An 18,858-nucleotide genomic window follows, 5' to 3' on the forward strand; every position below is an offset into this window, starting at 1 on the left:
CCCCGTCCTCGGCCTACGTGCCGTGGCATGATCAGAATGTTGCCGGAGCCGAATACACCGGCCGTACATTCGCAGGCTCAGCCGGCCGCGGCCCCGGCTTCGAACCCGGCGAGCATCCGGCGGCACTCGGCCGCGGCCCCGTCGTTCCCGGCCTGCTGCCACACGCGGGCAGCGCGTTCGAGGGTACGGCGGGCGTTGTCCAGACTGCCTGTGGACAGATAGAGCTCGCCGAGGTGCTGCGCCGCCTCACCCTCCACGCTGCGATCGCCGAGCCGGTGCCCGATGTCGATCGCGTCCAGCAGGATCTTGCGCGCCGCGGCCACCTCGCCGCGCTCCATCAACGCCTGCCCGAGCAGCGCCCTGGTGTACGCCGCGCAGTGGTCGTCGCCCATCCCGTCGAAGATCGCGAGCGCCTTCCGCAACTGCCGGACGGCCTCGTCGTGCCGTCCTTGGTGGACGCGGAGGTCCGCGATCCGCCGTCGTACCTTCGCTTCCCGGTGGGCGTCGGCCCGCCGTACGGCGATCAGGAACGCCTGGGCGAGGAGACGCCGGGCGGTGACCAGGTCGCCGCGGGCCAGGTAGATGTTTCCTGCCGCGGTCCGTGCCAGGGCCTCGGCGTTGGCGTTTCCGTCCTCGACGAACGCCTCGATCGCCTTCTCGTACTGCTCCAGGCCCTTGTCGCGTTCACCGCGTTCCCGCAGCCAGGTGCCGAGCCCGACGGCCGCGACACCTTCACCGAGCCGGTCGCCGACCTCCGCGAACGCCTGCGCGGCCGCGTCGAAGTGCCGGCGCGCCGTCTCCCAGTCGTCCTGGTAGACGGCGAGCTGGCCGAGGTTCCGGTGCATGATCGCCTCGCCGCGCCGGTCCCCGCAGGCGATCGCGCTGAGCAGTCCCTGCTGGTGCGAGCCGTTCCAGTCGTCGAACCCGGCCCGCAGGTCGAGGTAGGGCCCCCAGGCCGCCGCGATCCGCCACGCGTGCTCGTGCAGCCCGTTCTGCGCCGCGGCCCGGATGGCCGGCACGAACGTACTGCGCTCGCTGTCGAACCACGCGATCGCGTCGGTCTCCGTGAACGGCGACGGGTCCGGTGCCGTCAACGGGCCGATGTGCTCCAGTACGCCGAAGTACTCGAAGGACAGCCCGTTGTTGGCGCGCCGGATCTTGTTCAGGATCGCGTCGACCACGGCCTCGACGTCGCGGACCGCCTGCGCCTTCTGCTCGTCGTCGCCGACACCGAGCGCGTGCAGCCGCAGGAGGTCGTGGACGCGGTAGCGCGCCGTACCGCGCTGGTCGACCGAGCTGATCCGGACCAGGTTGACCTCGATCAGCCGGTCCAGGCTGCGCCGTACGGCGGCCGGCGACGCGACTGCCTCGAGTGCCCGCGCGGAGAAGACACCCACCGCGAAGTGACCGATCAGCCGGTACAGCCGGGCTTCCTCGGAACTCAGCGCGCCGTAGCTGAGGTCCGCGCTGGACCGTACGGCGAGCTCGCCGATGCTCAGCTCGTCCAGCCGCGACGTCTCGTCTCGCAACCGCCGCGCCAGCTCACGCGCACTCAGATCGGGCCGCTGCGCGAGGCGGCTGCCGACGATCCGGATCGCGAGCGGCAGGTTCGCGCAGGCCGCCAGGATCTCCTCGGCCTCGGGCGAGGACGGGTCGATCCGGCCGGCACCGGCGACCGATGCCAGCAGGAGGGCCGCCTCGCGGTCGTCGAACGTGTCGAGCGGCGTACTGTCCGCACCCGCCAGGTCCATCAACCGGTTGCGACTGGTCACGACCACGGCCGACGCGCCGGTACCGGGCATCAGCGGAGTCACCTGACCCGCGGTCGCGACGTCGTCGAGGATGATCAGCACGCGGCGGCTGGCCAGCTCCGACCGCAGCATCGCGGACCGCCGCTCCGGGTCGGTCGGGATCGCGTAGTCGGGCAGGTTCAGGCTGAGCAGCAGGTCGGTCAGTGCGGCGGCCGGGTCGCGCGGGTGGGTCGCGCCGTGCATGTCCAGGTAGATCTGCCCGTCCGGGAAGTACTCCCGGACCATGTGCCCGAGCCGCACGGCGAGCGAGGTCTTCCCGGTCCCCGGAGCGCCGGAGATGACAGCGATCGGGGGCCGAACCGGGTCGCGGCCGCAGACCAGGTCGCGGAGCTGGTCCAGGAGGTCCTGCCGGCCGCTGAAGTCGGCCAGGTCGAGCGGGAGCTGGCTCGGGGGCCGCAGCGGATCGGTGAGCTCGGGCGCGGCCATCGGTCCGGGCTGGGCGGCCGGCCCCGGGCGGTCCGCCGTACGGTCGGCGGGAATGCCTGGGTTGGGCCAGTTGGCCGAGCGGCCGTTCTCGGCGCGGGCGCCGGCGGCCTCCAGTTCCGGACCGGGCTTGATGTCCAGTTCGTCAGCGAGCGTCTGCACTGCCTTCGCGTACGCCGCTCGCGCCTCACCCACTCGCCCCGCGGCAACGAGCGCGTCGACGAGGCGCCGCCAGAGCTGCTCGTCGTACGGGTCCTCGGTGAGGCGTGCACTGAGCAGTACGGCGGCCCCGCTCGCGTCGCCGTACTCGAGCCGCAGGTCCAGCAGGTTGTCGACCAGCCCGCGGTGCTGCGCCTCCAGGCGGGAGATCGAGCCCTCCCAGGCCGCGGGCATCGGCAGGTCCTCGAGCGGACGGCCGCGCCAGAGCGAGTACGCCCGGGACAGCACCTGCATCGCCTGGCGTCCGTCACCGACGTCCCGCAGGTGACCGCCTTCGGCCAGCAGGGACTCGAACCGGCTGGCGTCGAGCTCGTCGACGCCTACCTCGATGCTGTAGCCGGCGGCCGAGGTGTCGATCGGCGCGGGCAGTCCGGCGTCCTGCAGCACGCCGCGGAGCGCCCGGACGTACGTCCGGATGTTCGCGGTCGCGGACCGCGGCGGGGTGTTCTCCCAGAGTGCGTCCGCGATCAGGTCGGTCGAGACGAACCGGTTCGGGTGCAGCAGCAGCGTAGCGAGCAGCTGGCGCGGTTTGGCGGCCTTGAGCGGTTGACCCGGGACGTGAACGAGGCGCAGAGGTCCGAGGATCCCGTACCTCAGACTGTCCACTCGCCCGACCTCTCCACTCTTGAACCGACCTATCGTGGCATCCGGTTGTACGCCCCGGCCACCCCGATGTACGCCGGATGTATCTCACTCCGGCACTGTTGACACAGGTACCGGGGGGAGGGCAGGCCCGGAGGTGGCGACTTGACCGCCGTCACACCGGGCCTGGCACTGGGAGAGAGTCCGGGATCGGGGGTCCCGGACTACGGGGAACCGGTGCCTACTGGCCACCGGTGAATGGCGGCTGTCCGTCCTGTGGCGCGGGGGAACCCGCAGGCGGCCCGCCCACCGGTGGCTCTCCCTGGTACCCCTGAGCCGGGTACTGCCCCGGCTGACCCTGACTCTGCTGGCCTTGGTAGGGCGCCTGCTGGTAGCCGCCCGGGATCTGCTGCGGCGGCGGATAGTTGCCCTGGTCCCCGGGCATCTGCGGGTGGATCTGCCCCGACGACGGCGCGCCCGGCTGCATCTGCGGCGGCGCCTGCTCCCCGGCGACCGAGCCGATGGTGCCGAACGACACCTGCGGCACCGCGCGGACCTGCTCGTCCTTGACCTCGAAGTAGCCGGCCTTCTCGAACTTGAAGCCGCCCGCGATCAGGTTCGACGGGAACGCCTCGATCCGGGTGTTGTAGTCGCCGACGTTCGCGTTGTAGAACCGGCGGCCGGCCGCGATCCGGTCCTCGGTGTCGGTCAGCTCGCGCTGCAGACCGAGGAAGTTCTGGTTCGACTGCAGCTGCGGGTACTGCTCGACCGAGATCATCATCTGACGCAGCGCGCCGGACAGCTGACCCTCCGCAGCGGCCCGCTGCTCCGGGTTCGAGCCCTGCACGTTCACCGCCTGGGTGCGCAGCCGGGCGACCTCCTCGAACACGTGCCGCTCGTGCGCGGCGTACGCGCGCACGGTCTCGACCAGGTTCGGGATCAGGTCGTACCGGCGGTGCAGCTCGACGTCGATCTGCCGCCACGACTCCTGGATCAGGTTCCGTTGCTTGACGAACCGGTTGTACGACGTGATCAGCATGATCGCCAGAACGACGATCACCGCGACGATCACGATGATGACCCAAACCATGACGAGCTCCCGAGAGTTGGCAGTGCTGGCAGTGCTGGGAGCGACTCTACGGGTAGCCGGGTCCGCCCGGAGGCGGCTGCTGACCGCGGGGGTCGACGCCGGCGTAGTCGCGCCAGACGTACCCGGGGACGTTCAGAACGACCTGTTCGAGCAACGCGAGGCGGTTCAGCACCTCGTTCGGGTTGTGCGCGCCGTTGTCCCAGCCGACCAGCGAGTTCCCCTCGATCCGCCAGCCGATCTCACCGCGGGCGAGCAGCATCTCCATCATCCGGGGCGTCACCACCGCGTGCCCGAAGCGTTCGTCGTCGGCCTTGACCCGGAACGCGCGGTTGAACTGCTCGCTCTCGAACTGGATGTCCCGGAAGCCGAGCGCGTTCGCCACCGCGCCGCCGAAGATCCCCTCGTGCGTCACCTCGAGGTGCGGCAGCGCACCCGGCAGCTGCAGGACGACGACCCCGAAGTTGTGAGTCGTGGTCCGTCGCTGACCCTTACCGTTCGTGGTGTGGGTCTGGTAGCTGTAGTCGAAGGCAACCATCTGGTGACCGTTGTACGGCCCGGACAGCACGTTCTTCACGCGCCGGTTGTCGCCGGTGCGGAACGGCGTACCGGCCCATTGACCGGCGAGCGAGTTGTTGGCCGGCACGTACGACCAGCCGTACTGGGCGGCGAGAGCGGCGAACATCTCGCGGCGCTTCTTCGCCCGGTAGATGTTGAAGTAGGCCAGACCGCCGCCGATGACCAGCGCCAGCAGGATGAACAGGACTGTGCTGCTCTGCATCAGTTGAACCCCAGGTCCTCGAGACCGAACACGGACCGGTACTCCAGGCCCTCTGCCTCGACCCGCTCCTGCGCTCCGGTCGACCGGTCCACGATCACCGCGACCGCGACCACCTCGGCCCCTGCCTCGCGCAGCGCCTCGACCGCGGTCAGCACCGATCCCCCGGTCGTCGAGGTGTCCTCGACCGCGAGCACCCGGCGGCCCTTCACGTCCGGCCCCTCGATCCGCCGCTGCAGACCGTGCGTCTTCTCGGCCTTCCGTACGACGAACGCGTCCAGCGTCCGCCCCTCCTGCGCCGCCGCGTGCAGCATCGACATCGCGACCGGGTCCGCGCCGAGCGTGAGCCCGCCGACAGCGTCGTACTCCAGGTCCTTGGTCAGCTCGAGCATCGCCGGGCCGATCAGCGGCGCGGCCGCCGCGTCGAGCGTGATCCTGCGCAGGTCGACGTAGTAGTCGGCTTCCTTGCCCGAAGCCAGCGTCACCCGGCCGTGCACGATCGCCTTGCTCTTGACCTGCTCCAGCAGTCCGTCCCGGTCGTAGCTCATGAGCCTTGAGCTTAGATCACGAGCGGGGCGCACCTATTTCTTGCTGACCTTGACCAGTTGACCGAAGGCGACCGAGCGGTCCGGGGAATGGAACAGGTCTTGGCAGGTGGTCAGGGTGATGATCGAGCGGGTGGGCGTCTGGCTCTTGCCGGGGACCGGGTCGAGGACCCAGGTGTCGGTCGGTTTGACGGTCAGGTCGCGGGGTGAGCCGTCCAGCTCGTAGGTGTAGACGGCCTCCGCGGTCTCGACGACGACCTGGTCGCCGGCGCGCAACTCGAGAAGCTTGCGGAACGGCGAACCGTGCGTGACCCGGTGCCCCGCGATCGCGAAGTTGCCAGGCTGACCCGGCAGCTGCGTATGCGGGTAGTGCCCGATCCCACGGGCCAGGTCACCGGCGTCGACCCCCTCCACGACCGGCTTCTCCCAGTCAGCGCCGAACTTCGGGATCCGGATCAGTACGAACGGCTTGCCCGTGGACGGCTTCACCGCCGCAGGCGCCTTCCACTCGTCCCGGAGCGCACTCTCCGCCTTGTCCATCTGCCGGTTCGACACCACACCGGTCCCGAAGTACTGCCAGCCGACCCACCCGAGCAGCCCGGCCCCGACCACGAGGAACACGATCCCGAGCGCCCTGACCACTCCCCGCATGCGGACAAGTATGCAGTTGGGCTGCAAAGGCTGTGTACGACGTGTCGATGGACGGCGGTGGTTGCCGCGGACGACGATGTGGGCATGAAGGCGCTCGTGAAGGCCGAGGCCCGGCCCGGTCTGTGGTTGCAGGATGTTCCAGAGCCGAAGATCGAGGCGGACGAGGTCCTGATCAAGGTGCTCCGCACGGGACTCTGCGGCACCGATCTGCACATCCAGAGCTGGGACCACTGGGCGCAGAAGAACGTGCCGGTGCCGATGGTCACCGGGCACGAGTTCTGCGGTGAGGTGGTCGAGGTCGGCGTCGGCGTCCGGGACGTCGCGGTCGGCGACCTGGTCAGCGGTGAGGGACATCTGGTGTGCGGGCGCTGCCGCAACTGCCGGGCCGGGCGCCGCCATCTGTGCATCAAGACCCGCGGCCTCGGCGTCCACGTGCCGGGTGCGTTCGCGGAGTACGTCGCACTTCCCGCCATGAACGCTTGGGTCCACAAGGACCGGGTGGACCTCGACGTCGCCGCGATCTTCGACCCGTTCGGCAACGCCGTACACACTGCTCTTTCCTTTCCCCTCGTCGGCGAGGACGTGCTGATCACCGGGGCCGGCCCGATCGGCGTGATGGCCGCGGCGGTCGCGCTGCACGCCGGCGCGCGGAACGTGGTGATCACCGACCTGTCGGAGTACCGCCTGGACCTGGCCCGGAAGATCGGTGTGACCCGGGCGGTGAACGTCGCCGACGAGACCATCGCGCAGGCTCAGCAGAGCCTCGGGATGCGGGAGGGGTTCGACGTCGGGATGGAGATGTCCGGGCAGCCGGCCGCGCTGCGGGAGCTGCTCGCGAACATGACGCACGGCGGGAAGGTCGCGATGCTCGGCCTGCCGTCGGACGAGATCGCGATCGACTGGGGCACGGTGGTGCTCAACATGCTGACCATCAAGGGCATCTACGGCCGGGAGATGTTCGAGACCTGGTACTCGATGTCGGTGATGCTGGAGCGCGGGCTGGACCTGACCCCGGTGATCACCCACCGGTTCGGGTACGGCGACTTCGAGCGGGCCTTCGACGTGGCGCGCCAGGGGCAGTGCGGCAAGGTGATCATGGACTGGACGGCTGAGACGCTGGAGGAGAAGCACTGATGTTCGGGCGGATGCGGGACGACCTGACGACCACCATCGGCGAGATCCGGGACGCCGGGCTCTACAAGTCCGAGCGGGTGATCACCTCACCCCAGCAGGCGCTGATCTCAGTCGCCACTGGCAACGACGTACTCAACTTCTGCGCCAACAACTACCTCGGGCTGTCCGACCACCCCGAGGTCGTCGCGGCGGCCAAGGAAGCCCTCGACCGGTGGGGCTTCGGGCTGTCCTCGGTGCGCTTCATCTGTGGCACCCAGCAGATCCACAAGGACCTGGAAGGGGCCTTGAGCAACTTCCTCGGGACCGAGGACACGATCCTCTACAGCTCCTGCTTCGACGCGAACGGCGGCCTCTTCGAGACGCTGCTCGGCGCCGAGGACGCGATCATCTCCGACGAGCTGAACCATGCCAGCATCATCGACGGCGTCCGGCTCTCGAAGGCCCGCCGGTACCGCTACAAGAACCGGGACATGGCCGACCTCGAGGCGCAGCTGAAGGACGCCGCCGATGCGCGGTACCGGCTGATCGCCACCGACGGCGTGTTCTCGATGGACGGGTACGTCGCCCCGCTCGACGAGATCTGCGACCTGGCCGAGCGGTACGACGCACTGGTGATGGTCGACGACTCGCACGCGGTCGGTTTCGTCGGCCCGGACGGCGCCGGCACCCCGTCGCTGTTCGGCGTGAAGGAGCGCGTCGACATCGTCACCGGCACGCTCGGCAAGGCCCTGGGCGGTGCATCCGGCGGCTACGTCTCCGCCCGCCGCGAGATCGTCGAGTTGCTCCGCCAGCGTTCCCGCCCGTACCTGTTCTCGAACTCGCTGGCGCCGTCCGTCACCGCCGCCTCGCTGAAGGCACTGGAGCTGATCGGCACGTCGAGCGACCTGCGCGACAAGCTCGCCGCCAACACCGCACTCTTCCGCACCAAGATGACCGAGGCCGGTTTCGACGTACTCCCCGGCGATCACCCCATCGCCCCCGTGATGATCGGCGACGCCGCCGAGGCCGGCCGCCTGGCCGACAAGCTGCTCGACCTCGGCATCTACGTCATCGGCTTCTCCTACCCCGTCGTCCCGCAGGGCAAGGCGCGCATCCGCGTCCAGCTCTCCGCGGCCCACTCCACCGAGGACGTAGAACGCGCCATCGCGGCCTTCATCCAGGCCCGCGCGGCCCTGGCGGGGTAGCCCGGGCCGGACGCCGCTAGGGTTGTCCGGTTCGCACTGGGTGAGGAGCTTTATGCGCCAGATGCTGGCCGTTGTCGGAGTACTGGGTTTGGTGTGTGTTGCCGGGTGTGGGGCGGACGAGGGCCCGGCGGTCACGGCGCCGTCGCCTGCGTCGTCGAGTGCGCCGCCGGTGACTCCTTCGGAGCCGGCCGGGGCGTACGCGCCGCCGTCGCCGGTGCGGAGTGTTCCGGTCGTGCGAGCGACGCCGCCGTTGACGCTGGCCGCTGCCGGGCAGAAGTACCTGGCGATCACCCGGCCGTACAACGTCGCGCTCGAGAGCTTCGAGAAGGCAGCGAACGAGAACATGTCGCTGTCGACGTTGCAGAACAGAGCCAAGGCGGTCGCCGCGACGAACCTGGCCGAGTACAGCGCCCTGAGATCGACTGTCTGGCCCGCCAGGGTCTCGACCCAGATGCGCGCCTTGGCCAAGGCAGACGCGGCCGCACGCCCGCACTGGCTCCAAGTCGCCGCCAGTGACAGCAAGTCGGAGATGGCCGGCCACCTCGAACTCGCCATGACGGCAGGCAGCAAGGCTCCCTCCGCCCAGATCCGCCAGCTCCTCGGCCTCCCGAAGTACGACGAGAAGGACTACAGCTGACGGTACCGTCACGGTACCGCCGCGATACCGTCAAACCATGGCAATGAACCTGCGACTCCCTTCCGAAGTGGCGACAGCCCTTCAAGCCGAGGCTGCGCGCACCGGGCGGTCCCAGCAGGAGATCGTGCGGGACGCGCTCGGCAGGCACCTGCATCTGATCGACCACGAGGCAGTGGAGGCTCTGATCACCGACCGCGCGCGCCGCCGGCGCCGTACAGCCCGCGCGGGTCGGCTATCGCAAGGTCGAGCCGCAGCTCCGGCTGCCGAAGGGAACCACCAGTCTCGAGCTGCTCGATCGCGACGACCGCTTCTGATGCGTGTCTATTTCGACAGCAGCGCCCTGATCAAGCGAGTGGTGGCGGAGGAAGAGTCCGACGACCTGATCGACGGCGCGATGTCCGGTATCGACGAACGCCTCGCGGACGTGTGCCGCCGCAACGCACTCGCCGTCGCCTCACCGGGACGCAGCTGACATTTGTCGGTGCCGGCGGGCAGGATGCCTGCATGGCGGTGATGAGTGCGAAGGCGGTCAACCGGGCGACGTTGGCGCGGCAGGTGCTGTTGGGTAAGGAAGCGGTGCCGGCGGTTGACGTGGTCGGGCGACTGGTGGGGATGCAGGGGCAGGAGGCCAAGCATCCGTACGTCGGGTTGTGGTCGCGGATCGACGGGTTCGCGGAGTCCGAGCTGGACGAGGCGGTCCGGAAGCACGACGTCGTACGGGGCACGCTGTTTCGGGGGACGCTGCATCTGGTGACTGCGGCGGACTACGTGCGGTTCCGGGTGACTGTGGCGCCGGTGCTCGAGGCGGGGTTGAAGGTCCTGGGGGAACGCGGCGCGGGGTTGGAGCCGGAGAAGGTGGTGGCCGCGGCGAAGAAGCTGCTGGCGAAGGAGCCGTTGACGTTCACCGAGGTGCGCGACGCGTTGCAGCAGCAGTTCCCGGACGTGAACGAGCGAGCGCTCGGGTTCTGCACGCGGATGCTGGTCCCGTTGGTGGTCTACCCAACGGATGTCCGCTGGTCCTGGACGGCGAACTCCAGGTTCACACCGGCCGAGGAGTGGATCGGGAAGAAGCTCCACCAGCGGTCGGCGACGAAGGAGCTGGTCACCCGCTACCTGCAGGCGTTCGGTCCCGCGACGCCGGCGGACTTCCAGACCTGGTCCGGTTTGCAGAAGGCCAAACCCCTGTTCGACGAGCTGGAGCTCGAGACGTTCACGGACGAGGCCGGCAAGAAGCTGTACGACGTACCTGACGCGCCTCGCCCCGATGCGGACACGCCGGCGCCGGTGCGCTTCCTGCCGGAGTTCGACAACGTGCTGCTGTCGCACGCGAAACGGGAGCGGATCATCGCGGACGAGCACAAGCCGGCCGTGTTCACGAAGAACCTCCGGGTCAAGGCGACGTACACGGTCGACGGCCTGGTCGCCGGGCTGTGGACGGCCGGGAAGAAGCGCGGTGTGGCCACTCTCACGCTCACTCCGTTCGGCCGGACGCTGAAGAAGACGCAGGCGGAGCTGGAGCGTGAAGGCGACGGGCTGCTGCGGTTCCTGGAGCCCGATGCCAAGTCCTACGAGTTGGTTACTTCCGGTTAATGAGGTTGTTGTCACACGTCAGAGGACTGGGCCAGAAACCCTTTGCCGGGTGGAATAGGTAGATGAGCACAGTCCCCTCCATCACTCTGGACAACGGCGTCGAGATCCCGCAGCTGGGCCTGGGGGTCTGGCAGGTCGAGGACGCGATCGTGACCGACGTCGTGGCGTCGGCGTTCGAGACCGGCTACCGGCACATCGACACCGCAGCGATCTACGGCAACGAGACCGGCGTCGGCAAGGCGATCGCGGCGTCCGGCCTCCCGCGTGACGAGCTGTTCATCACCACCAAGCTGTGGAACTCCGAGCAGGGGTACGACAGCACACTGAAGGCCTTCGACACCAGCCTGGAGAAGCTCGGCCTCGAGTACGTCGACCTGTACCTGATCCACTGGCAGTCGCTGCAGCGGGACCTGTACGTCGACACCTGGAAGGCGTTCGAGCAGCTGTACGCCGACAAGCGGGTGCGCGCGATCGGCGTCTCGAACTTCCACGAGCCCGCGCTGCGGCGGATCTTCGAGGAGACCACGATCCGCCCGGCGGTGAACCAGATCGAGCTGCACCCGGCGCTGCCGCAGGACGAGCTGCGCGCGTTCAACGCCGAGAACGACATCGTCACCGAGGCGTGGAGCCCGCTCGCGTCCGGCGAGCTGCTGGCGAACCCGGCGCTCGCGACGATCGGCGCGAAGTACGGCAAGTCGGCGGCCCAGGTGATGATCCGCTGGCACCTGCAGCTCGGCAACGTGGTGATCCCGAAGACCGTCACGCCGAGCCGGATCCAGGAGAACTTCGAGGTCTTCGACTTCCGCCTGGACAACGACGACATGGCCGCGATCGCGGACCTGGAGACCGGCGTCCGCACCGGCGGCGACCCGGACGTCTTCGGCTGACGACCGCCCAACCCCACCGGCCCGGAGCCCCGTCAACCCAGCGCCCCGCCCGTTCCGCATTTGGCTGGCTGACCCACGAATTTGCCTGGCCAGCCAACGAAATGCGGGGTTCTGCACCCATAACCAGGGTGTAGAACCCCACATTTGCCTGGTCTGCCAGGCAAGTGCGGTCGAGAGACCGCCGGATCGGCGGGGGTCGTGGGGTCAGATGAGTTCCAGGAAGCGGGACAGGACGGGTGAGCGGTTGTCCGGGGACCAGGCTACGGAGAGTGGCCACGGTGGTAGGTCGTCGGACAACTCGCGGTAGACGACCGTGTCGGGGTTGGACGGCGGTGTCGGGCTGATCAGCAGTGAGATCCCGAGGCCGGCCGCGACCAGCGACACGATCGTCTGGACGTCGGCGGCCTCCTGCTCGATCCGCGGTGTGAACCCGACCGCCCGGCAGTACCCGACGATCGTGTCGTGCACCGCTGGCCCGCTCGGCCGCGAGTAGAACACGAACGGCTCCTCCGCGAGCTCCTCCAGCCGCAGCCGTTTCCGCCGCGCCAGCCGATGCCGGGCCGGCAGCACAGCCACCAACGAGTCCTCGGCAACCACTCGCGACGTCAGCTTGGGCGCGAGCTGTACGACGGCGCTCGCACCGGCCGGCGTACTGGGCCGAAGCAGCCCCACGTCGATCCGCCCGTCGCACAGCGCCTCCGTCTGCCGCAGCGTCGTCCACGACTCCAGGTCCAGCACCACCTCGGGATACGCCTGCCGGAACGCACCGAGCAACCGCGGCAGGGCGTCGAACGTCGCCGACTGCACGAACCGCAGCCGCAACGTCCCCAGCTCACCGCGCTGCGTCCGCTGCGCCGTACGGACCGCTTCGTCGGATCGCCGCAGCAGGTCCCGCGCGTCGGCAAGGAACGCCGCGCCCGCAGCCGTCAGCACGAAGCGACGCTTTACGCGGGCGAACAGCTCGACGCCCAGATCGTGTTCGAGCGCCGCGATCTGACGGCTGAGCGACGGCTGGGTGAGGTGCAGCCGGGTGGCCGCACGCCCGACGTTCATCTCCTCGGCGACCACCACGAACGACCTGAGCTGGCGCAGTTCCATACCGACATCATGCACCAATCACATCAACTCCGCCCAGAACTTTCATTGGACGTATCAACGCGTGCTTCCTAGTGTCGATAGCAGAGGAAAGGAACACCGATGTACGTCTTCCCGACAGAAGTGATCAAGAAAGTCCACGACGAAATCCACTCGGCCTGGCCGAACGCCCCGGTTGTCCCGCACCGCCCGCCCCGGCACCCGCTGCGCACCTTGCTGCGGCCACTGCGAGCAGTACGCCGCGAGACCAGGTCGCATCCCGTCACCGACGTGTGCCGCAGCACGCCCTGCCGCACAGATATCGCGAGCTGAGCATGTACGTCACCTTCACCGTCATCAAGTCGATCCACGAGCAGACCCACTCCGCGATGCCGGACGCCCCCGTGCGTCCCTATGCCCCGACACGCCAGCTGATCCGCGACGTCGTACGACTGTGGCGCGAGCGCCGTACGCCGGACCGTCCGGTCGTCCAGCTGAAAGTGATCCCGGGTGACCTGTGCCAAGCTGAGCTTCGTGATCGAGGTACGACGCCTGCGGGTGTTGCGCGCGCTTGCTGACCACGGGACTGTGACAGCAGCCGCCGAGGTGCTGCATCTGACGCCCTCGGCGGTCTCGCAGCAACTGGCCGCGCTGGAGTCCGAGGTAGGCCAGGAACTGCTCGAACGCCGCGGCCGCCGGGTCGCGATCACCTCGGCCGGCCGCCTGCTCCTCGCCCACGCCGACACCATCCTCGCCGAGGTCGAACGCGCCGAGGACGCGATGCGGCTGCATGCGAACGGCGCGAACGGCGAGGTCCGTGTCGTCGCCTTCGCGACCGCGATCACCCTGCTGGTCGCACCGGCGCTGACCAGGCTCCGGGAGACCACCCCCGGCCTCACCCTCGTCGTCCGCGATGCGGAGGGCCACCAGGGCATCACGCATCTGCTCGACGGCGACGCCGACCTCGCGATCGCCGTCGAGCACCGCGGATCCCCGCGGCACGACGACCAGCGACTGGCCCGGATCCCGTTGTACGCCGAGCCGTTCGTCGCCGTCCTGCCGCCGACGCACCCGGCCGCGGACCGCGACACGATCGAACTGGGGCTGCTCGAAGGAGACGACTGGGTGATGACCGCACCCGGCAACCCGATCCGCGACGTCGTACTGCTCGCCTGTGAGCAGGCCGGTTTCCAGCCGCGGATCGTCCACCAGTCCGACGACTTCCGCGCGGTCGCGGCGCTCGTCGCGGCGGGTGGTGGCGTCTCGCTCGTCCCGCGTCTCGCCGTACCCGAGCCGACGCTCGCCCTGATCCGCCCGCTGGCGGACCCCGCGCCGACCCGCCGCGTGTACGCCGCGGTCCGCAACAGCCGCGCCGACCACCCCCTGATCACCGCAACCCTCGCAGTCCTCACCGAGGTCGCGGAGAAGTTGTAGTCAAGACTCTCGACGGGCCCCCGCAGCCGACCGCGCGGGACGGCGGCCGTCCAGGCCTACGGTCGAGACCCGGGCGATGAGCGCTCGGGGGGTGAAGCGGGCGGCGATCATCAGGAGTTTGTAGCGACGGCTCGGGATCGAGATCGCCTTGCCGCGCAGCAGATCCTTCCAGGCGGCGGCGACCAACTCGTCCGCGTCCAGCCACATGAAGGACGGGATCAGCGTCTTGTCCATCCCCATCCGCTCGTGGAACTCGGTGTGCACGAATCCCGGGCACAACGCCATCACCGCAACACCCTGCGCGTGCAGCCCGGTCGCCAGCGCGGCCGAGAAGCTCGTCACCCAGGCCTTGTGCGCGCTGTAGATGTTGCGCTGCAGGAATCCGGCCACCGAGGACACGTTGATCACCGCACCCGAGCCGCGCTCGATCATCGGAAGCACGGCGGCATGGGTCAGGCGCAGGACGACGCGCACCAGCAGATCGAACTGCTGCTCCTCGACCTCGACCGGGTTCTCCCAGAACGGCTTCTTCTGCCCGAAGCCGGCGTTGTTCACCAGCAGTTCGACAGGCCCGGTCCGGAACCGCTCCTCGACCCGCGCCAGATCGGCCGCGTCGGTCAGGTCGGCGGCCAGCACCTCGCACTCGACACCGTGCAGCCGCGAGATCTCGGCGGCGACCTCCTTGAGCCGCGCCTCGTCCCGCGACACCAGCACGAGGTCGTACCCCTCGAGCGCGAGCTTGTCCGCGAACGCCCGGCCGATCCCGGTCGCCGGCCCGGTAACGAGCGCAGTCGGCATCGCAGTCCTCCCGTCGGTGACGGACCTAGTGTGTCACTTACCCTGGTCGGGTGCTGGCGGACATCGACACCTGGGTGCTGGACCTCGACAACACCTTGTACCCCGCGGACTCCGCACTGGCCGGCCAGCTCACCCACGGCATCCTGTCGACGATCGCCGAGCACTACGGCACCGACCTCACCGGCGCCCGTCGCATCCAGTCCGACCTCGTCGCCGAATACGGCACCTCGCTGCGCGGCGCGATGGTGACCGGAACGATCGACCCGCACGAATTCCTCGGCTTCGAGCAGCGGATCGACTACTCGACGATCGGTCCCGATCCGGTGCTGGCGGAAGTACTCCGCGGGCTGCCCGGGCGGCGGTACGTCTACACGAACGGCTCGGCGTACCACGCGGAGCAGGTGCTCGGGCGGCTCGGGCTGACCGAGTGCATCGACGGCGTCTTCGACATTCTCGCCGCCGACCTGATCCCGAAGCCGTACGACGAGAGCCTCGACGCGTTCCTGGCGTCGTTCGGCATCGACCCGGTGCGGGCCGCGATGTTCGACGATCTCGAGGTGAACCTGACCGGGCCGCACGAGCGCGGGATGACGACGGTCTGGGTGGCCGGCGGGACGCCGTACGAGCAGCTCGCGGCGCGGCGCTGGCGGGCGGCCGACCTGCCGGGGTTCCTCCGAGCAAACATCTGATGAATCGCCGCCATGGTCCCGGATGGACAGGCTGAGCATGGACAGATATGACCAGAAGTGGTCTGAGGACTTACGCTTCGGGAGGAGGTGAGGGGATGGCTGCTACGGACAAGGCGCTGGCCGGGTTGCGGCAGATGATCGCATCCGGGGAGCTCGGGCCGGGGGCGAAGTTCCCGCCGGAACCCGAGTTGTGCGACCACTTGGGCGTGTCCCGGAGTTCGCTGCGGGAGGCCGTGCGCTCGCTCGGCGCGCTCGGGGTGATCGAGTCCCGGCACGGCTCGGGCACGTACGTCTCCGCGCTCGACCCGGCCGCGATCATCGGCAGGTTCTCGTTGTCGGTCGAGCTGATCCCGCTCGAAGGGGTGCTCGAACTGCTGGAGGTACGCCGGGTGCTCGAGGCGCACGCGACCGCCGCCGCGGCCGCCCGCCAGGACCCGGAGCTCGCCGCGCGCCTGGGCGCGGTCCTCGACCAGCTCGAATCGACCACCGACGCGACCGAGATCCAGCACCTGGACGCCGAGTTCCACGGCCTGATCTGCGCGGCCGGCGGCAACCCGACCGTCACCGCGCTCACCGACGTGATCCGCGGCCGCGGCGGCCACTACCGGATCTTCGAGCCCGGCGCCGACTTCGACGCGATCAAGCAGACCAGCGACCGCGGCCACCGCGCGATCCTGGCCGCGATCACCACCCGCGACCCCGCGGCCGCGGCCACCGCTGCCTCCGCCCACATCGCTCAGACCGAGCTCTGGCTCCGCGCCCTCCGCCCCGACCCACAACCGGCGCTGCCGTGAGCTGGACCCTTCGCCCGGCGACTCTCGCCGACCTCGAGCAGCTCGCGGAACTCCGCGCGGTCGTCATGCGCCCCGACCTGGAACGCCTCGGGCGGTACGACGCGCAGCGCGTCCGCCAGCGTCTGCGCGATTCGTTCGCCCCGGAGCACACCCAGATCATCGAGGTCGGCGGCGAACTCTCAGGCTCTGTCAGCATGCGGCCCGCCGAGGACGGCCGGTGGCTCGAGCACTTCTATCTGGATCCGCGCCACCAGGGCCGGGGTCTCGGGACCGCGGTGCTGCGGAGTGTTCTGGGGCGCGCGGACGGGGACGGCGTGACCGTCCGGCTGAACGTCCTGCAGGGCAGCCCGGCCCGCAAGCTGTACGAGCGCCACGGCTTCGTGGTCGACGACGAGGATCCAGTCGACGTCTTCATGGTTCGGAAATTTCTCTGAGCTGTCGAGATCTTGCGCCCCGATCGTCGGGTGCATAACCTCCAGACACATTCGTCCGGGAGGGGATCCGCCAATGTCCCGTTCGCCCTTGATCGCGGTCGCCGTGACGACCGCGCTCCTCGGTGCCGCGCTCACGTCCCAACCAGCCGCCGCGGACCCCGCGCCGCGGATCACCAGGGCAGGGCTCGATCCCGCACTGGTGACCGGCCGCGGCGCCGACGTACCGTTCGTCGAGCAGGAGGCGGAGAACGCCGTCTTCACCGGCGAGCAACTCGGCCCTGGGCGGGAGGCGTACACACTCCCGGCCGAGGCGTCCGGGCGCACCGCCGTACGGCTGCAGCCCAAGCAGTACGTCGAATTCACGCTGACGCAGCCCGCGAACGCCTTCACGTTGCGGTACAGCATCCCGGACGCGCCGGCCGGTGGCGGGATCACCGCGCCGCTGGACGTGAGCGTCGACGGGAAGCACCGGCGGACGATGACGCTGACGTCGCAGTACGCCTGGCTGTACGGGATGTATCCGTTCTCCAACGACCCGAACGTCGACCCGATCCCGGGCTGGTGGAAGCCGGAGCCGGATCCGGTCGCGAAGCCGTTCCGGCCGAACCACTTCTACGACGAGCAGCGCGTGCTGCTCGACCGGACGTACCGGGCCGGCTCGCGGATCCGGTTCGCGGTACCCCGGACGACTGCCGCGGCGTGGACCGTGCTCGACGTCGCGGACTTCGAGCTGGTGAAGGCGCCGTTGAAGCAGCCGGTGAGGTCGTTGGACGTGCGGTTGTTCGGCGCCGACCCGACCGGTCGGCGCGATGCGGCGCCTGCGATCGAGCGGGCGATCACAGCAGCTCGAAAGCTTGGCTGGTCGGTGTTCGTCCCCGCGGGCACCTTCCAGGTGAACCGGCACATCGTCGTCGACCGGGTGACGATCCGCGGCGCCGGCAACTGGTGGACGATCATCAAGGGCAAGGTCCTTCCGCTCGCGGAGCCCGCGCCGGACAAGTCGGTGCACAGCGCGCCTGGCTTCTACGGCAAGTACACCGGCAGCACCAACGTCCACCTGTCGGACTTCGCGATCGAGAGCGATGTCCGCGAACGCATCGACACCGACCAGGTGAACGGGATCGGCGGTGCGATCGGCGGCGGCTCCACGATCGAGAACCTGTACCTGCACCACACCAAGGTCGGCATCTGGCTCGACGGCCCGATGGACGGGCTACTGATCCGCAACAACGTCATCACCGATGCCATTGCCGACGGCATCAATCTGCACCTCGGCGTCTCGAACGTCCGGGCCACCAACAACTTCGTCCGCAACAGCGGCGACGACGGGCTCGCGATGTGGTCGGAGTCGAACGCCGACGGATTGGTCAACCACGACAACGTCTACGACCACAACACCGTCCAGACACCGGTCCTCGCGAACAACATCGCGATCTACGGCGGCCGCGACAACGCGGTCACCGACAACCTGGTCGCCGACCCGATCCGCGAGGGCAGCACCTTGCACGCCGGCTCGCGGTTCAACGCGACACCGTTCGAGGGCACGCTGACGTTCGCCCGCAACACCACGGTCCGCGGCGGTCCACGCGATCTGAACTGGAACATCGGCCTCGGCGCGATCTGGCTGTACGCACTGCAGTCCACGATGTCCGCGTCCGTCCAGATCACCGACAGTTCGTTCCTGGACTCGACGTACAACGCGATGATGTTCGTCGTCGACTGGCCGGTGAAGGACGACTACGCGATCACCGGCGTCACCGTCCGCGACATCAAGGTCGACGGCACCGGGACCAACGTGGTGAACGCCCGGGTCGGCGGCTGGGCGACCTTCGAGAACGTCGACGCCCGCAACGTCGGGGCGCCGTTCGTCAACAACTGCGGCACGTTCCACTTCAACGGCCCGCCCGAGTTCGACGTCCGGCTGCTCGGCGGGAACGACGGCGGCTGGACCGGCGCCACCTGGTGCGAGGACCGCCCCGCCGTCGTCCCGCCACCACCGCCGTCTCCGTGGAACTGACGGTTCCCCAGGTTCGGTGCGACACGCCTGGCTGAGCATGCGGTCCGCGCGCCCGGCTTGCGCAGATGGTCGCGGCCGTCGAGGGTTGAG

Annotated in this window: 19 protein-coding genes; 12 read left to right on the forward strand and 7 right to left on the reverse strand. The window is 69.2% G+C overall.

What is annotated here, in order from left to right; translation table 11 throughout:
* Positions 1–77 precede the first annotated feature (77 nt).
* The 5 genes from E0H50_RS01105 to E0H50_RS01125 form a co-directional block, all read right to left on the reverse strand.
* Positions 78–3,059, reverse strand: a complete 2,982-nt coding sequence (locus E0H50_RS01105) for an AfsR/SARP family transcriptional regulator (RefSeq protein WP_131283793.1) — start codon at positions 3,057–3,059, stop codon at positions 78–80.
* 217 nt (positions 3,060–3,276) lie between these two features.
* A complete protein-coding gene (locus E0H50_RS01110) occupies positions 3,277–4,125 on the reverse strand; it encodes a LemA family protein (RefSeq protein WP_131283795.1) in 849 nt (282 codons plus the stop codon).
* A gap of 46 nt (positions 4,126–4,171) precedes the next feature.
* On the reverse strand, positions 4,172–4,903 hold the full coding sequence (locus tag E0H50_RS01115; protein WP_131283797.1) for a DUF3137 domain-containing protein: 732 nt from the start codon (positions 4,901–4,903) through the stop codon (positions 4,172–4,174).
* The gene (pyrE, locus tag E0H50_RS01120; protein ID WP_131283799.1) at positions 4,903–5,448 is read right to left on the reverse strand and encodes an orotate phosphoribosyltransferase; all 546 of its coding nucleotides are present in this window, start codon (positions 5,446–5,448) and stop codon (positions 4,903–4,905) included. The genes E0H50_RS01115 and pyrE overlap by 1 nt, the downstream gene beginning before the upstream one ends.
* A gap of 33 nt (positions 5,449–5,481) precedes the next feature.
* Positions 5,482–6,096, reverse strand: a complete 615-nt coding sequence (locus E0H50_RS01125) for a class E sortase (RefSeq protein WP_238150698.1) — start codon at positions 6,094–6,096, stop codon at positions 5,482–5,484.
* Positions 6,097–6,180: 84 nt separating this feature from the next.
* On the opposite strand from E0H50_RS01125, the gene tdh reads away from it, so the two are divergent.
* From tdh to E0H50_RS01155, 6 genes are all read left to right on the forward strand, one after another.
* Positions 6,181–7,230: an L-threonine 3-dehydrogenase gene (gene tdh, locus E0H50_RS01130; RefSeq protein ID WP_131283802.1), complete on the forward strand. Its 1,050-nt coding sequence runs from the start codon at positions 6,181–6,183 to the stop codon at positions 7,228–7,230.
* Positions 7,230–8,414 (forward strand): glycine C-acetyltransferase, encoded by a 1,185-nt coding sequence (locus tag E0H50_RS01135; protein WP_131283804.1) that lies wholly within the window; start codon positions 7,230–7,232, stop codon positions 8,412–8,414. The genes tdh and E0H50_RS01135 overlap by 1 nt, the downstream gene beginning before the upstream one ends.
* 52 nt (positions 8,415–8,466) lie before the next feature.
* Positions 8,467–9,051 (forward strand): hypothetical protein, encoded by a 585-nt coding sequence (locus E0H50_RS01140; RefSeq protein ID WP_131283806.1) that lies wholly within the window; start codon positions 8,467–8,469, stop codon positions 9,049–9,051.
* A gap of 37 nt (positions 9,052–9,088) precedes the next feature.
* Positions 9,089–9,523, forward strand: a complete 435-nt coding sequence (locus E0H50_RS01145; protein ID WP_131283808.1) for a ribbon-helix-helix protein, CopG family — start codon at positions 9,089–9,091, stop codon at positions 9,521–9,523.
* A gap of 32 nt (positions 9,524–9,555) precedes the next feature.
* Positions 9,556–10,641, forward strand: a complete 1,086-nt coding sequence (locus E0H50_RS01150; RefSeq protein ID WP_131283810.1) for a winged helix DNA-binding domain-containing protein — start codon at positions 9,556–9,558, stop codon at positions 10,639–10,641.
* 62 nt (positions 10,642–10,703) lie between these two features.
* Entirely contained in the window at positions 10,704–11,528 is an 825-nt protein-coding gene (locus E0H50_RS01155; protein WP_131283812.1) for an aldo/keto reductase, read from the forward strand.
* A gap of 204 nt (positions 11,529–11,732) precedes the next feature.
* On the opposite strand, the gene E0H50_RS01160 is transcribed toward E0H50_RS01155, so the two are convergent.
* Positions 11,733–12,626, reverse strand: coding sequence for a LysR family transcriptional regulator (locus E0H50_RS01160; protein WP_131283814.1), 894 nt, complete (start codon positions 12,624–12,626; stop codon positions 11,733–11,735).
* A 269-nt stretch (positions 12,627–12,895) separates the two neighbouring features.
* Here E0H50_RS01160 and E0H50_RS01165 point away from each other — a divergent pair, with 269 nt between their 5' ends.
* The gene (locus E0H50_RS01165) at positions 12,896–13,180 is read left to right on the forward strand and encodes a hypothetical protein (protein ID WP_131283816.1); all 285 of its coding nucleotides are present in this window, start codon (positions 12,896–12,898) and stop codon (positions 13,178–13,180) included.
* Positions 13,137–14,036 (forward strand): LysR family transcriptional regulator, encoded by a 900-nt coding sequence (locus E0H50_RS01170; protein WP_131283818.1) that lies wholly within the window; start codon positions 13,137–13,139, stop codon positions 14,034–14,036. The genes E0H50_RS01165 and E0H50_RS01170 overlap by 44 nt, the downstream gene beginning before the upstream one ends.
* Here the strand turns inward: E0H50_RS01170 and E0H50_RS01175 are convergent, their stop codons facing one another.
* The gene (locus tag E0H50_RS01175) at positions 14,037–14,834 is read right to left on the reverse strand and encodes an SDR family NAD(P)-dependent oxidoreductase (RefSeq protein WP_131283820.1); all 798 of its coding nucleotides are present in this window, start codon (positions 14,832–14,834) and stop codon (positions 14,037–14,039) included.
* Between the two features lie 50 nt (positions 14,835–14,884).
* On the opposite strand from E0H50_RS01175, the gene E0H50_RS01180 reads away from it, so the two are divergent.
* From E0H50_RS01180 to E0H50_RS01195, 4 genes are all read left to right on the forward strand, one after another.
* Entirely contained in the window at positions 14,885–15,523 is a 639-nt protein-coding gene (locus tag E0H50_RS01180) for a pyrimidine 5'-nucleotidase (protein WP_131283822.1), read from the forward strand.
* A 95-nt stretch (positions 15,524–15,618) separates the two neighbouring features.
* On the forward strand, positions 15,619–16,317 hold the full coding sequence (locus tag E0H50_RS01185; RefSeq protein ID WP_131283824.1) for a FadR/GntR family transcriptional regulator: 699 nt from the start codon (positions 15,619–15,621) through the stop codon (positions 16,315–16,317).
* Complete coding sequence (locus E0H50_RS01190; protein ID WP_238150699.1) at positions 16,314–16,751, forward strand: GNAT family N-acetyltransferase; 438 nt, start codon at positions 16,314–16,316, stop codon at positions 16,749–16,751. The genes E0H50_RS01185 and E0H50_RS01190 overlap by 4 nt, the downstream gene beginning before the upstream one ends.
* 73 nt (positions 16,752–16,824) lie before the next feature.
* Positions 16,825–18,768, forward strand: a complete 1,944-nt coding sequence (locus E0H50_RS01195; protein ID WP_131283826.1) for a glycosyl hydrolase family 28-related protein — start codon at positions 16,825–16,827, stop codon at positions 18,766–18,768.
* The last annotated feature ends 90 nt before the right edge of the window (positions 18,769–18,858 follow it).

The sequence above is a fragment of the Kribbella sindirgiensis genome, from assembly GCF_004331435.1.
Lineage (GTDB): Bacteria > Actinomycetota > Actinomycetes > Propionibacteriales > Kribbellaceae > Kribbella > Kribbella sindirgiensis.